Source organism: Spirosoma aerophilum, assembly GCF_054782495.1.
The window spans coordinates 16,910-31,585 of sequence record NZ_BAAGSJ010000032.1 but is presented as its reverse complement, the minus strand read 5'-3'; the positions used below and the strand labels follow the sequence as shown (position 1 = coordinate 31,585).

Genomic DNA, 14,676 nt, shown 5'->3' with positions numbered 1-14,676 from the left:
GTTAACCTATTCACCAACTTTTCCTGATGTAGAATTAAAATAGTTCGCATCTTGCCAGAAAAAATATACTATGAAAGAGACCAAGACAAAAAACCGCTTTCAAGTCTGCAAGAGACAAATTTCTGACCGTCAGAAGAGTAACACGAAACCTACAGGCAAAGTCGTATCGGGTACGACAATAGACATGACGATCTTTATTTAACGGTCATTATTGCTTTTTGGGGACTTTATTCGCTTTTTTGTAGGTAAACAAAACCAACTATGAACATGAGAGCCTCAAATCGTTTCAAGACCTACACCAAGCAAACTGTAAAGTCAAGAATGACAGCGCCAACCATTAATCAAAACTCCCGTAGTACAGTGGATTGTGGTGGAACAGGTGGAACAATTGTATCAACAGTAGGTAACTAGTAACATAACTGTATTGACTTATCTCTTGGGAAACACCCCGCTCATTGACTTGAGCGGGGTGTTTCCTTTACTGTTACTATTTTCAAATGAAGTCTCCGTTCGATCATCATTCCTTTTTTGTCGTTAGATTACCATACCGGCCAATAAGCGATCTCATTAACCAGATCGACAGTTACGTAAAACATTCACCGGGAAGTTATACCGCTCTATTACAATCCTTACTCGAACAGCATTGGTTTGAAGAAGCTCTATTTCTAGCTTCTCCTAGCCTACATGCAACTTGGCAAACCGAAAAAAGTAAAACCGGAGAACTAGAACCCTCTTTAGCCGATGCTTTATGGCGGTACGTATTCCGTTCGTATGGCCGAGCTACACCCTATGGTCTCTTTGCTGGTTTGGGTGTCGGAACGGTTGGTTCTAAAAGACAACTTGATTTCGACAATCATTCGTGGCAAACGGCCAGCCGACCGGATTCTGCTACGCTTGCAGCAGTAAGTCATACGTTAGCCCAGGACAAATCTGTTCGTTCTGGGCTCCATTACAAGCTTAATAATAGTCTATACGAGGTAATAAACCAGTTTAGGTTTTCTGAACGAAGCGGGACACCCCTCAAACCTAAAATCGTTTTATCGTCTATAACTAGTACGCCCGATCTAAGAAAGCTGGTTGAACGGCTTCGGAAGAAAGGACAATTGAACTATGCGACATTAACAAATCTGTACGGGAGTGATTTTCAGGAGGAGGTTGCCGAGTTTATAAATGCGTTAATTGACGATCAGTTTCTAATTAGTAATCTGTCGATACCTATTACTGGTCTGGATATGTGTACGTATCTGTTGGATCAGCTTAACAGCCTGCCCTTTAAATTCCCTATTACTACAGTACTTCAAGCTGCACAAGCCAATTTGGGGCAGTCACCAATTGATAAGGAAAAACTCTTTCAGGCACAGAGCCTGTTGCAGCAAGCACTAAGCCAGTTAGACTTACCTGTTAATCCGTCTGATTCACTAGTTCAAACGGACTTATTTCTTCGTCCTACACGACTACAGCTAGATAAGCCGACTATTTTTCAGATTGCTAATCAATTCAATCAGGTATTGCCGCTGTTGCTTTTTAAACACAACTCGCCATTACAGGACTTTTGTGCGCGTTTTAAAGAACGATTTGATAAACAAGAAGTTGATTTACTGACCGTTCTAGACCCTGAGGTTGGGATTGGATTTACAAATGATACCTTGTCCAGCTACCCTATTTTAGCCGATTTACCTTTTGCTTCTACCTCGGATACTGGTATGGGAACAGATCCTATTGATCATTTGCGAGAAATACTTTATAGCCGTTTCTTATTGGATGGCTGCAAAGAGGTAGTCATAACACACAATGACATTAATACAGTATTGAAAGACCAGCCACATTTGCGAGTGGCTACGCCCCCTTCTTGGTACGTACACGGAGAACTATTTGAGCCGCTGGCATCAACCAATAATCCATCGCATAGTACTGAGCCGGTTACACCTACTTATCCCGACGGATGGCGCTTTGTCTTAAATACTACATCAGGTGGTTCTTCTGCTTTCTTTTTTGGCCGGTTCTGTCATGGTGATGAAAACCTTAGAGGAGCCGTTGAAACCATGTGTGCTTGGGAGCAAACGCAATACTCAGGAGACATACTAGCGGAAATTGTTCATTGGCCAGTCAGCCCACGACGAGCAGGGAATGTTGTGAGTAGACCCGTTTTACGCCCTTACGAGATTCCATATCTTACACCAGAAGGCGTTTCAAGTGAGCAAACAATTTTATTATCTGACTTACTAGTTTCGGTTACGGATGCTGGTCAAGTCATTCTACGTAGTAAAAAAACATACCAACGGGTACGACCTCAACTAAGCAGCGCACATAATCCTGCACTTGGAGATGAGGTTTATCAATTTTTAGTCTATGTGCATCTGGCCGAGAATCACCCGTTTGGTTGGTCATGGAGAACATTAAGCCAATTGCCTTATTTACCTCGCCTTATTTATCAAAATCTAGTTATTAGCCCTGCACAATGGATAATTAGGAAAGAATCTATACCATCTAATCAGGTAATAACAGCAGCTAGTTTGCGTAAGCTCTATAGCTTACCTCGTTATGTGCAACTGGTAGAGAGCGATAATAAATTACTGCTTGATCTTGAGTTTGAACCGGCCCAAAGAGTGCTTGTAGAGGAGGTTGCAAAGCAGGGGAAGATATTACTGAAAGAATGGCTTGGTGAGTTCTTTCAACCCTGGCTGAGTCATGACAATAAGCAATATAACTCTGAGTTAGTTATCCCTTTAAAAACTGTCGCTAGTCAACAGTCACCAGTGAGGGAATACACTCATTCCGTTGAACCAGGTAAGCTGAGAGAAACCAGTATTCAACGCAGTTTCCCCCCTGGCCAAGATTGGTTGTATTTCAAAGTATATCTTCATGAACAAGTCTCCGATCAATTCTTGGCGACTGTATTACAACCCCTCATCCAGCAGGCTTTAAAAAAGGGATGGTGCACGAATGTGTTCTTTGTTCGGTATGCCGACCCGGAGAATCATCTTCGTATCCGTTTTAAAACCGTACCTAAGAAAGACGGTAAGTTGCTTGAATTAGCTCACAAAGCGTTCCTGCCTTATGTTGAATCAAAATTAGTTAACCGGATACAGCTAGACACGTATCAGCGTGAACTTGAGCGGTATGAGCCTGATCTAATTGAGTTCAGCGAAGCTATATTTTGTGCCGACAGTCAATTGGTTATAAACTGGCTTACCCAGGCTGAAACTCAACTGGAAGCAGATCGTTATACACTGGCTCTGCTAAGTATTGATACACTGCTTACCGACCTTAATTATTCCCTTTCTGATAAAGTAAGGCTTACTCATCGGCTACAGCAAGCTTTCTTTCACGAACAGTCAGGTACTAAAGAGATGAAACGGAAATTGAATGAATTATATCGAGAGTATGGTACCGCTTTTTTAACTCATTCAGCAACCCACATTCAGCTCGTAAAGGAACGCAGTAGAACCATTCAATCCGCAGCAGTCGCTATACAGACGTATTTTAAAATGACAGACTCTAAAAAGGATAGTGATCAGTTTGTCGAAGCTATACTACACATGGCCTTAAATCGCCTATTTGCGGGCCAAAATCGGCGGCATGAGATGATTGTCTACCACTTCATAACTCGTCACTATGAATCTTTACAATCACGCTTAGGTAAAAACGTTTAAGTAATTGCCTGAGCTTAATATGCCCCAAGCAGTATGATCAACCATCACTTGTGAAAGCGTTCAAAGATATGGTTGGTCTTTAGTATCAAATGTTAGGCTATGCAGTTTCTCTTATAGACGAAAGCACCAGAGGACGATCAAAATAAAAGTTTGGACCCAATGAATATTAAACTTATTAAAGAGTTACTTGATCAAGCTAGTTTGGAAGAAGACATTGTTATGAATTCTTGTTATAACATGCCGGGAGATCCCTCAGTAATAACGGCTGAGGAATTTGTTTTTTTTATAAAAAGCGCAAAGCAAGCACAAGTACTTTTTAACAACCTTTCAGATCTATACAAGGAATGCTCTGACTTCGTGATCGGTAATTTTCAACCCTATATTGATGAACACAAAAAATGGGTTGAGGATGAAAGTCTGGTTTACAACCCTTTCTCAGAGCTTCATTATCATTTTCATTCCGGACTACAAGCATCTCTTCCAGAAACGATAGAGCAGTACAGTGAATTACTAGCATTTACTCGAAGATTTGCTGATTTGCGTAGGCGTTCAGATGAAGGATTTGATGTACTTGTTAGCGATATCAGCCCTGATGAAGGGACGTTAGCTGAGCGGGAAATCAATAGTATCAACATTGAATACTGTCTTGATGGGTACAACAGCTTCTATCAACAATGCCGTGAATTAATTGAAATACACCGCCGTGAAGGTACAATCAAGGCTTGTTCAGAATCAATATTGATGCTATTTACTTGATTACATTCTTCGAGTATCCCGTAAAGGTGGTACACGTATGCTACGGATATAAGTTGACAGTTACTAAAACATAGCGTCCAATTAACCGCTACAAATAAAAAGTAGAACCATGAAAGCTCATTCGTCTCAGGAGGGAGCGTTTTTATAAGACACTGATTTTGATATGTGTCAATCGCTATCAGTCGCAAACGTCAGCCTACATACCGGAGCAGTAAACCAATAACGGCAGCTCCGCCAATCACACTGAGTTCAGGTAATTTCTTAAATCGATATAGTAAGCCAACAGTTGTTAAGGCAATCACAATGGCAGGAATATCCACCAATTGCCGCCGAGCTAGCACGACGACTGCCCCGGCAATTGCGCCGATAGCTGCGACGGTTACCCCATCCACAAACGCCTTGACACCCGGATGTCTCCCCCAGCGTTTGAAGTAGGGCGCGGGCAGAACCGTAAATAAATAACAGGGCAAAAACGTCGCCAGAGCAGCTACACAGGCTCCTGGAAAACCAGCCACCAGGTAACCAATAAAGGCCACCGTTATCACGACCGGGCCGGGGGTAATCATGGCGACGGCCACCGCATCCAAAAACTGTTGCTCGGTTAACCAGCCGTATTCTTTGACAACGCCCCCATACAGAAACGGCACAATAGCCAGTCCACTGCCGAAGACAAACGCGCCCGCTTTGGTGAAGAAAATCGCTAGCTTCCACAGCACCGAATCAGTGGGTAAACTTAGCGCCTGTAGAATGAAAGGCGTGAAGCTAGTGCCTACGCCTGGCCTGATAAACGAAGGTGGACTTTTAACCAACCAGTAGATAACACCGGCCAACAAAACCAGCCACAGGATTTCTGATTCTGTGACCGCTGTCGCGATGGCCGAGATACCAAATAAAACCCAGCCCAGCCAGTCTTTACCTACTGTCTTGGTCGTTAATTTGTAGGTACCCATCGCGATAATGCCAATCACGGCGGCCCCAATCCCGTAAAAAATGGCCTGCATCCAGGGTAGACCTCCCAGTCGGACATAGGCCCACCCCAGGGCCAGTACCATCAAAAACGAAGGGATTACAAAAGCGATGCCCGTTAGAGTAGCCCCCAGAATACCGTAGTGAACGTAGCCCAGATAAATGGAGAGTTGAGCCGCCAGCGGACCCGGTGCCAGTTGGGCCAGGGCTAACCCTTCCCGGTAATCTTCCTCGGTGATCCAGCCGCGATCAACTACCAGATCGCGGTGCATGGCACTGACCAGGGCGGGTGGCCCGCCAAAACCAATCGTGCCTAATCCAAGAAAATAGCGGACTAAATCCGCTTTGGTGTAGGAATGGTGCGTGGATTCCATGCAATTACTGTTTAGGCTCCCAGGTATGTTTCTCTTTTTGTAATTTGGTGGCCCAACTGTAAAGCGCGTCATAGATAATCATACCCTGCGCCAATTGCTGTTGGTCATCGGTGTAATTTTCGGATAGGCCTGCCGAAATCGCCCATAGTCCGGCGGCCTGGGGTGCCAGCTCAAAGTTATCCGTATCCGCTCCCCGGACGATGAGTCCTAATTGCTGGAGGGCAGGTGTTTCCAGGTTATGTTTTTTGAGAAACACCTCAAATGTGCACAGTTCACCCGCGTGTTCGTACTCCGCCCCGACAATATCGAACGGGATAGCACCCAGTTCTTTCGCTTTGGCGAAAACCTGCTCTTTGGGGACGTACGTAATTTCGGCGTCTTGATCAATAAACCTAAGAATTAACCAGGGACAGGCGATCCGATCTATTTTTGGCCGTGACCGCGTAATCCATTTTGTCGGCGTCTTACCTTTTGGGTTCGTGGTGACTAACTCGCCGACCGTTTCAACGGCCCCAAGTAGGGTTATAGCATTCATAGTAGGTGATTGGGTAAAGCGTTACGGCTTCTAGTACGGGCAAAACGAGTTTGTTATTTAAGGGCTTGTTTGCTGAGCGAGTTAAGCAATTCCTCTACCTTTTTCTTGATCTCATCGCGAGCGTTCTCATAGTTTTGACTGATCGATGATTGAATCTGCCAGCTACTTGTTTTTTGCGTGTCCAGGCTGGTTTGCGGTAGTGTGCAATCCAGCGCTACAACATGAATGGCATTCGCCATATCTTGCCCGGTGAGTAAACTTGGTTTCAATTTGGGCACAATGATGCCGTCCGTTTGAAGGCCCAATTCAGCACGCTGCGACAACGTTGAGTCTGGATTTAGCCCGCGAAATATCGCCCTTACCGGCAGCTTACGTTCCTGGGCCAATTGGTTAAAATAAGCGGAGGCAATCAAACTCCTGGCCGCTCCGTGTTCACAGACAAAAACCACCGTATTCACCGGCTCACTCGTGCTTTCATTGCGAAGTTGCTGCCCATATAAAGCTTGACTGGCTATCAGCAAACTAACAAACCACATTAGCCGAATGGAACGTATAGACTCCCTAAACAGGACTGGTTTTATATCAAGTCTTATCGATTTGTTCATACGGTAGCTTCGTCTGACTGGTGAGACCCTAGTGTTGCATTCCCGGCTTACCTAACTGATCCAGTGCAGCGCGAAACCCTTTCGCCAATTCGACGGCTGGCCCACGTCCGTAGTAATGCAGGAATACGGTGCGCGGCTGTTCGCCCAGCATATGGTGGTGCAGGGCTACGACCTCCAGCTTATTTTTTCGTAAGGCCTTCACGACATTATTCACCTCACCTTCCAGCATCGCAATGTCACCCGCGATATGAGCGGCATCCTGTTTTCCAGCAAAGGACGCCCAGGAATTCAGACCGATAGCGGCCGTCATTTCAGCACCCATCGCTACAATCTGCACATCATCCCGTCCAACGGTATATTTATACGTCGGCCCATTCACAACCCCTTTGTAGTTGACTAACCCGTCCAGAGCGGGCAACTCAAAAAGCTCTTTTCCAGTGAGCGCCGGGGTGCCAGATGGCGCAGTGGCAGCAACCTGATTGGCCGGAAACAATTTTGTGTTCCGTATCGCCTGTGCATATTTGGTGGCCAGTTCCGCTGTATCTCCCATGCCATGCAGGTGCATGTAAAAAATGCGCGGCTCTTCGTAGAAGAAATGGTTATGAATGGCCCCTACGTCCAATCCGGCCGCGTGGGTGGCGTCGATGAGCGGATTAACTTCTGCTTCGAGCAAAACCGTATCGCTCATCATGACGGTTTGTTTGCCATCGAGCGTTTTCTTGAACGCTACCCAGCCACCAAAGCCAAACGGAATCGGCACTGACTCGCCTTTCACCGTAACCTTCAGGTCATTACGAGGCAGAGGCACGTTATAGGTTGCCTGCGCTTCATTATAGGTCCCTTTTTTACCCAGTGCGGTAGCGATAGCCTCCTGTTCGGTAACCGTTAAGGCGGGGGTTTTCCCAAGTAGATTACCCGCAGGCAAATCAGGTTGGTCCGATACCCCACATAAGGGGATGGTGCTGGCCGCGACTGCCGAGCGTAAGAAGAGTCTGCGTTGCATACGGGTAGAGTTTAAGATAGGGGTAAAAGTAGCGGCTAATTCTGAATTAATCCTGAATGAGGGCTGACGGACATTCACCCGGAAAGGCCTTCATATCGTGCCAGTTATGCAGCACCCGCTTACAGATTTAACCAATAGGTCAGTTTCAGTACTAGGGCCCGGTTTTTGGGTTGGAAAGCATTGGTTACCAATCGACCCCGGTCATCACTAGTGGCATACGCGTAGTAATTATCCGTGTAAACCACGTATAAATCACTGACGGGTTTATACCGCCATTGAAACCGGATATTGGTATTGACGTTGTTGATCTGGTTGTTGTACTGCAAATAGGCCGTCAGAAAGGCACTGCGCGAAAAAGACAGATCGACTTTTGGCCCCACCAGCAGTAAATCCGAGGTATTGAACGGCTGGGGCAGCCGAATATGATTGTAGGTAAAATCCATGGAGAAAATCCCATAGGGTTGTTGACGGTAGCTGAGGGTGCCCTGAAGCTGACCAATTTGCCCATTGAAATAGCCCCCAAACCGCGTACTCGCTGAAAAAAAGAACGGCTTTCGGACATTGGAGATATAGTTGATCCGATTACTAAAGTACAGATACGATGTGTTTTGAGCCAGTTCAGGGCCGCCGGTGTTGGTGGGATCAAACGGAGAAAACAGGTACGTATAATCCCAGCGCAGCAAGGCAAAATTAAGTTGTGATTGATTTTGCAAGGTGATCCCACCAAATAAACCAGCGTCCCAGTCGACCATCCGTCCCTGCACCTTTCCGTAGAGAATATCCCAGTCCGGTCCCAGGTAATACCGATTGATCAGTTTGCCAATGCGCCCCTTTGGATAGAACACGAAATTCGCTTCCCCATACGTTCGGAGCAAGCTCTGACGCGGCACGTAGCCCACCTCGGCCCGGAAATTATCGCCTACATCATAGAGACCGACCTGCCCGTTAAAGCGTGGTTTATCCACCTGCATAGTCGCGCCCCAGGTGTAGGACTGGGGCAATTTATCGGACGAAGCGTCGCCCGGACTATAGGAACGATAGTAAAACGATTTCCCCTGCCACTGGTTATTGGCCGAAGCCAGCGAATATTCCAGACCCAGTACCCGGTTGTAGGCGGCCGATACATCCGAAGCCTGCACGGCGAGCGGGGCTTTATTCACCCACACCAGACCAATATACGAACGCGTTGAAATCCGGCGCTGAATGGCCAGCATACCGTAATTGATGGCTGGTAGCTGCGCGGAATCCCCCAGCATTCGACGACCCGTCTGCATGTTCAGCAGACCGATCCGCCAGTTCTTATTCAACCGGCCACTGAGTCGCAGGCCCGCCAGAATGGGTATTTTTTCATTAAAGCCCGTTTGGGGATTGCGGGCCAGACCAATGCGCCGGGAGAAAAACGGATTGACACTACTAAAGCCGAACGAGCCAAACAGATCACTGTTTTCCAGAAAAAACTGCCGACGTTCGGGGTATAACAACTCAAACCGGCTCAAGTTGGTTACCTGTTGATCCACCTCGACCTGGGCAAAATCAGGATTTACCGTCACATCCAGATTGAGGGAAGGCGTCACCGCCACTTTGGCATCAAATCCGGCATTGAGCTTGGTTTGCAACGGACGCCCCCCTTGAAAATCCCGGTCAGTTTCCACCAGCCCATAGGGAATGAGGGAAATATTTGCGCCGGGTTGCGGGGGTGGACTTTCCCAAAGCAGGGTTCCCGAAAAAGCCAGCGATAAACCCCCAAAATTGCGGGGTATCGGTGCCCATCCCGACGTTTCATTGCGGGTAATATCAGCCCGGACAAAATTAATTAACCAGGTGTTAATGCCTTCCTGCCGCCGGTAGCGAAGGGTTTTAAACGGAATGGCCATTTCCACGATATAACCGGAATCACTGCGGGTGACAGCCGAATACCATTTATTATCCCAGTTGGTGGTATAATCACCACCGTTGGTGATAAGCCCTTCCCGCTGCACGCCATAGGGCGACACGGCAAAATTAAACCCATTTAACTTGTCCCGGAAGGGATCTATATTAACACCAAATACGTCCGAATTGCCCGGTGCAAAATCCCGGCGCAACGAGGTCACAACGTAATGATTCGATTGTCGGCAAATGCTGGCCACATACAAAAAATTATCATCGAAGGTCAGCCACGCCTGTGTTTTGGCTAGTGCATGCGAGGTATCGTAGGGGAAGATCTGCCAGAAATTAGCCGCCGTATCAGCTCGTTGCCAGTCCGCTTCGTCTAAGCGTCCATCGACTTTTATTAATCCGTGTGCTTTTTTAATGTGAATCTGATAGCCTTCTTCATTGACGCCCAGTTGCTGCGCCTGCCCGGCAAGGCTGAGAAAGACAACAAAATACAAACAGGCGTACAGAATTCGCATCGGCTATGGCTAGTCGTGAACAGGTGCTCTTATGGTTTTTTGGGCTTTTCTACCGTGGCCACCACTTTCGTGTCCGGCTTAATTTCTTCGTTCCCTTTTAGTACCAGCGTATCGCCGGGTTGTATTTCGCCAAAAATCTCCACGCCATCCGGTACGTTGAGGCCTGGTCGCACATCAATCCATTGCGTTTGTCCAGCGACAATCCGAATGACGAACTTGCGTTCCAGGGTCGTGACAACCGTTGAAAAGGGTACGACAACCGAAGGTTTTGACCGGCTCAGCTTGAGCGTTACATCCGCAAACATACCTGATTTTAGCTGATGGGCGGTATTGTCCACCCGAAACTCCCAGATTTCCGAACGGGTTCCCACGTCGATGCTTTCGGATTTGCGAACCAGGACGGCCTGTTGCTTCTGATTGGGGACGGCTTTGGTGGTAAACGAAATTTTGTTGTCTTTCAATTTTCCACTCGTGAGCGCTTCGGGTACGGCTACCCGCAGACGCAGCGTTCGATTATTTTCGATTTCCAGGATCGGCGGATCCGTCGCCGTACCTACGTACGTACCCACATCAGCATTGCGTTTGGTGATAACCCCATCGAACGGAGCCCGGAGGACTAAGTAGCCGTCGATGTCGCGTAAAGCGTTTGCGGCATAGCGTGAGGCTACGTTTTCGGCACTGTCAGCGACCACCTGTCCATGTACACGCGCTAACTCACTCTCCGCCACGACGCCCGGTGTTTGCGCGGCCCGGCTCAGTCGGTGGTACACATCCTGACTGGCCACCAGTTTAGCCTGGCTAACCTGCATCCGGCTTCGGGCCTCGGCCAGGCGCGCTTTTTGCTCCGGCGCATCAAGCACCGCCAGTACCTGCCCGGCTCGAACAGGCGAACCAATATCAACCGCAATCCGGCGAATAAAGCCCGGCACCTTAGCCCGGAGCTGCACCCGCTCAAAAGGGAGTAGTTCGCCGGGCAGATTCATGGCTTTTTCAACCGGGCCAGAGGACAGCACCAGGGCTTGCAACGTATCGGGTTTGGCGTCGGTACCTGGGTTGTTTATAGTAGTGCTACCCGTTTGGGCGGTTTTAGAATCGGAACAGGCCACCAGCCAACCGCTGATCAGCAGCATAAAAAGGCTTTTTTTCATGAGTCGTAGCGATTAAGAATGGGATGGTGAATAAACAGACGCGGAAGAATCGTCGGGGTCAAGCGATGGATTTTGGTAGATTTTTCGGCCCAGCACCGCGTCATAGCATACCGGCAGGATCAACAGGGTCGTCACCGTCGATGCCAGCAGCCCACCAATCACCGCGACACCTAGGGGAGCCGTTTGATCTCCTCCCTCGCCCAAACCGGTGGCCATCGGAATCATGCCCGCCATCATGGCCAGCGAGGTCATTAAAATGGGGCGTAGTCTGGTTTGTCCGGCCTGAAAACCAATACCTGTTTTTCGGGATGCATCGGTCTGGGTGGTGCTACGGCTTTTTGAAACTGGAAGTCGCCGGACGGTTTCCGCGTTAGCCACCAGTAAAATGGCATTCGCGACGGCTACACCGATGGCCATGATGCATCCCATAAAGGATTGAATGTTCAACGTATGGCCGGTTAGGAAAAGAAGCCCCAGCGATCCGGTCAGCACGGCGGGCAGCGTGGAGAGGACCACCAGCGACAGGCCAACGGACTGAAAGTAAGCAGCCAGCAACAGAAAAATGGCGACAATGGCTAACCCCAATCCCAGCGACAATTCACTCAGCGTTTGGGCTAATAGATCAGCCTGTCCCCGCAGGCTTATTTTCATCCCGGCGGGTAGTTCGCCCAGGTTATGAATGATTTTTTTAATATCCGTAACGGCTCCACCCAGCGCCTGACCGTGTAAATTAGCCGTCAGCGTGATGTAGCGTTGCTGATTGAGTCGGTCATATTCACCGGGGGTATTGAGCCGTTTCCAGTCCGCTACATCCCGGAGGTAAACGCGCTGATTGCCACTGGACGATACCGGAATCGCTTCCAATTGGTCGGGGCTGTTCATGCGAAATTGCGGGTATTCGATTTGCACCTGATAGGAATTCCCCGATGCTTTATCGAGCCAGTAACCCGGCTGGGTCAGCCGACTGGATGACGTACCTGCCACGACCGACCGGCTTATCTCGTCCAGGGTCAATCCCATCTGTCCGGTTCGCAGCCGGTCGTAGTTGATTTGCAGGGTCGGGTAATCAAGGGGTAAACTGTATTGCACATCGCGCAGGGCGGGCAATGCCAGGAGTTGCTTTCTGATTTTTTCGGCAAACACCCGCCCCTGAACCAGATTTTTGGCTTGTATCGCTACATCGACGGGCGTGGCGGTACCTAAGCTTAATACCTGATCGACCAGATCGGCAGGCTCAAACGAAATCAGCAGCGTCGGGATTTGTTTCGTAACCTCGGCTCTGAGTTGCTCCTGAAAATCGGCTAACCGAATACCCGAACCAGGTTTAAAGTTAACGCGCAGGACTGACTCGTGCGGACCGCTCGTCCATAGGTAAATGGGACTTATGGCATAGGTCTGAGGTTGGAGGCCGACATAGGCCGATGAGATGGCCACATTCCCCGATCCGGCTAGCTGTTGGATAATGGCCAGCACTTTTTTGGTTTGATCTTCCGTCCGTTCGATGCGCGTTCCGGCTGGCATCCGCAGCCGTACTTGAAACTGACCCGCATCCACGCGGGGAAATAATTCTTTGCCTACGCCTACGTACAAAACGACCATCAGCGCCACCGCGACCAGGCCATAGAGGGCTAAAACCAACCCACCGCGCCCAGCATATCGGCCCGTGAAGCGGGCATAACGCTGTGAAAATCGGTCAAATCGAGTAGTCGGTATTGCATGGCCTTTGTTTTTGAGCAGCCAGTTGGCCAGTACCGGAACTAACGTCTGCGACCATAGAAACGAGGCCATCATGGCAAAGCCAACGGCCAGGGATAAAGGCAGAAATAGCCCGCGCGGTACCCCCGACATGAACAGGGATGGCACAAAAACGGCCAGGATTGACAGCAGAATGAGGAGTTTGGGCACAGCGATTTCCTGGCAGGCATCGGCAATGGCCCGCGCTTTAGCCTGAACCGAATGCTCTTCGTCCTGTTCCAGATGCCGGTGAATGTTCTCAATGGTTACGGTGGCCTCATCGACCAGAATACCAACCGCCAGGGCTAGTCCGCCCAGGGTCATGATGTTTAAACTCTGCCCAAACAAATTCAGCAGCACCAGGGCGGAGAGCAAGGCCACCGGAATGGTCAGCACCACAATCAGGGCGCTGCGCCAGTCATGTAGGAACAAGAGCACCATCAAACCCGTCAGCAAGGCACCTAGTCCACCCTCGAAAAGCAGACTACGCAGTGAGTTGATCACGTAGCCCGACTGATCAAACTCGTAGGAAACCTTGATGTCTTCAGGAATGGCTGCCTGCATCTCCGGCAACGCTTTTTTAATACGTTGGACGACGTCCCAGGTAGCCGCATCGGCCCGTTTAGTCACGGGGATATAGACCGACCGTTTACCATTAATGAGTGCATAGCCCGTCGTGATATCCGCTCCATTATCGACCGTGGCTACATCGCGCACATAGACCGTTCCGGCTGGATTACCCCCGTTCGAAATTCCGCTTCGGGTTGGTTTGATGGGCAGGTTTTCAAGTTCCTTGATGTTATCGACAACGGTGTTCTGAGGGGTGATTAACAATTGATCGCCTACCCGAAGGTTACCCGCTGGGGTGAGGAGATTGCCCTTGGCAATAGCCGTGACTAATTCATCGGGAGTCAGTCCATAGCTGCGCATTCGTTCGGGATCGGCTTTAACGACCACCGTTCGTTGGTTGCCGCCAAAGGGGGGCGGGGCCGATACACCTGCTAACGCAGCAAACATAGGCCGGACTTTAAACAGGGCTAAGTCCTGAACCTCGTTCAATGAACGAGTTGGACTGCTGAACACTAACTGGCCAACGGGAACCGAACCGGCGTCATACCGCATGATGAAGGGCGGTTGCAGATTAGGGGGCATGAAGGCCCGGGCCCGGTTCACGTAAGATACCACTTCGGCCATCGCCGAGGCCATGTCAGTCCCCTCTTGAAACTGACACTTGATCAGCGACAAACCCTGAATGGATTTGCTGTCCACGAATTTAATGCCCGTAATGTAGAGGAAATGGTATTCGTAATAGGATGTCACGAAGCCTTCCATCTGCTGGGGCGATAGCCCCCCGTAGGTTTGGGCGACGTAGATGGTAGGCGTTCCAAGCCGGGGGAAAATATCAATGGGCATTCGGCGGATCGACAGGCCAGCCGCTAGCAGAATGCCCACCAGTATTACCAGAACGGTAATGGGTCGGCGCAGGGCGGCAGTGATGAGTCCAATCAT

9 protein-coding genes are annotated in these 14,676 nt (G+C 49.1%); 2 read left to right on the top strand and 7 right to left on the bottom strand.

Going from position 1 to position 14,676, the window contains the following annotated elements:
• The first annotated feature begins 497 nt into the window (after window positions 1–497).
• Both ACYVK4_RS27455 and ACYVK4_RS27450 read left to right on the top strand, forming a co-directional pair.
• Entirely contained in the window at window positions 498–3,653 is a 3,156-nt protein-coding gene (locus ACYVK4_RS27455; RefSeq protein WP_461130777.1) for a lantibiotic dehydratase, read from the top strand.
• A gap of 159 nt (window positions 3,654–3,812) precedes the next feature.
• Entirely contained in the window at window positions 3,813–4,409 is a 597-nt protein-coding gene (locus ACYVK4_RS27450; protein WP_461130776.1) for a hypothetical protein, read from the top strand.
• Window positions 4,410–4,600: 191 nt separating this feature from the next.
• Here ACYVK4_RS27450 and ACYVK4_RS27445 read toward each other — a convergent pair whose 3' ends face one another.
• From ACYVK4_RS27445 to ACYVK4_RS27415, 7 genes are all read right to left on the bottom strand, one after another.
• A complete protein-coding gene (locus tag ACYVK4_RS27445; RefSeq protein ID WP_370726190.1) occupies window positions 4,601–5,749 on the bottom strand; it encodes a chromate transporter in 1,149 nt (382 codons plus the stop codon).
• Window positions 5,750–5,753: 4 nt separating this feature from the next.
• Window positions 5,754–6,284 carry a chromate resistance protein ChrB domain-containing protein gene (locus tag ACYVK4_RS27440; RefSeq protein ID WP_461130775.1) on the bottom strand — a complete coding sequence of 177 codons (531 nt, stop codon included), beginning with the start codon at window positions 6,282–6,284 and terminating at the stop codon, window positions 5,754–5,756.
• A 53-nt stretch (window positions 6,285–6,337) separates the two neighbouring features.
• Window positions 6,338–6,889: an arsenate reductase/protein-tyrosine-phosphatase family protein gene (locus ACYVK4_RS27435; protein ID WP_461130774.1), complete on the bottom strand. Its 552-nt coding sequence runs from the start codon at window positions 6,887–6,889 to the stop codon at window positions 6,338–6,340.
• A 28-nt stretch (window positions 6,890–6,917) separates the two neighbouring features.
• Entirely contained in the window at window positions 6,918–7,892 is a 975-nt protein-coding gene (locus ACYVK4_RS27430; protein ID WP_461130773.1) for a DUF1259 domain-containing protein, read from the bottom strand.
• Window positions 7,893–8,011: 119 nt separating this feature from the next.
• Window positions 8,012–10,285, bottom strand: coding sequence for a carbohydrate binding family 9 domain-containing protein (locus tag ACYVK4_RS27425; RefSeq protein WP_461130772.1), 2,274 nt, complete (start codon window positions 10,283–10,285; stop codon window positions 8,012–8,014).
• A 29-nt stretch (window positions 10,286–10,314) separates the two neighbouring features.
• Window positions 10,315–11,433 carry an efflux RND transporter periplasmic adaptor subunit gene (locus tag ACYVK4_RS27420; RefSeq protein ID WP_461130771.1) on the bottom strand — a complete coding sequence of 373 codons (1,119 nt, stop codon included), beginning with the start codon at window positions 11,431–11,433 and terminating at the stop codon, window positions 10,315–10,317.
• A 12-nt stretch (window positions 11,434–11,445) separates the two neighbouring features.
• Window positions 11,446–14,676, bottom strand: coding sequence for an efflux RND transporter permease subunit (locus ACYVK4_RS27415; protein ID WP_461130770.1), 3,231 nt, complete (start codon window positions 14,674–14,676; stop codon window positions 11,446–11,448).

Coding starts and splice junctions, on each gene's coding strand:
- ACYVK4_RS27455 (WP_461130777.1), top strand. CDS start 498: ATGAAGTCTCCGTTCGATCATCATTCCTTTTTTGTCGTTAGATTACCA.
- ACYVK4_RS27450 (WP_461130776.1), top strand. CDS start 3,813: ATGAATATTAAACTTATTAAAGAGTTACTTGATCAAGCTAGTTTGGAA.
- ACYVK4_RS27445 (WP_370726190.1), bottom strand. CDS start 5,749: ATGGAATCCACGCACCATTCCTACACCAAAGCGGATTTAGTCCGCTAT.
- ACYVK4_RS27440 (WP_461130775.1), bottom strand. CDS start 6,284: ATGAATGCTATAACCCTACTTGGGGCCGTTGAAACGGTCGGCGAGTTA.
- ACYVK4_RS27435 (WP_461130774.1), bottom strand. CDS start 6,889: ATGAACAAATCGATAAGACTTGATATAAAACCAGTCCTGTTTAGGGAG.
- ACYVK4_RS27430 (WP_461130773.1), bottom strand. CDS start 7,892: ATGCAACGCAGACTCTTCTTACGCTCGGCAGTCGCGGCCAGCACCATC.
- ACYVK4_RS27425 (WP_461130772.1), bottom strand. CDS start 10,285: ATGCGAATTCTGTACGCCTGTTTGTATTTTGTTGTCTTTCTCAGCCTT.
- ACYVK4_RS27420 (WP_461130771.1), bottom strand. CDS start 11,433: ATGAAAAAAAGCCTTTTTATGCTGCTGATCAGCGGTTGGCTGGTGGCC.
- ACYVK4_RS27415 (WP_461130770.1), bottom strand. CDS start 14,676: ATGATTGGACTCATCACTGCCGCCCTGCGCCGACCCATTACCGTTCTG.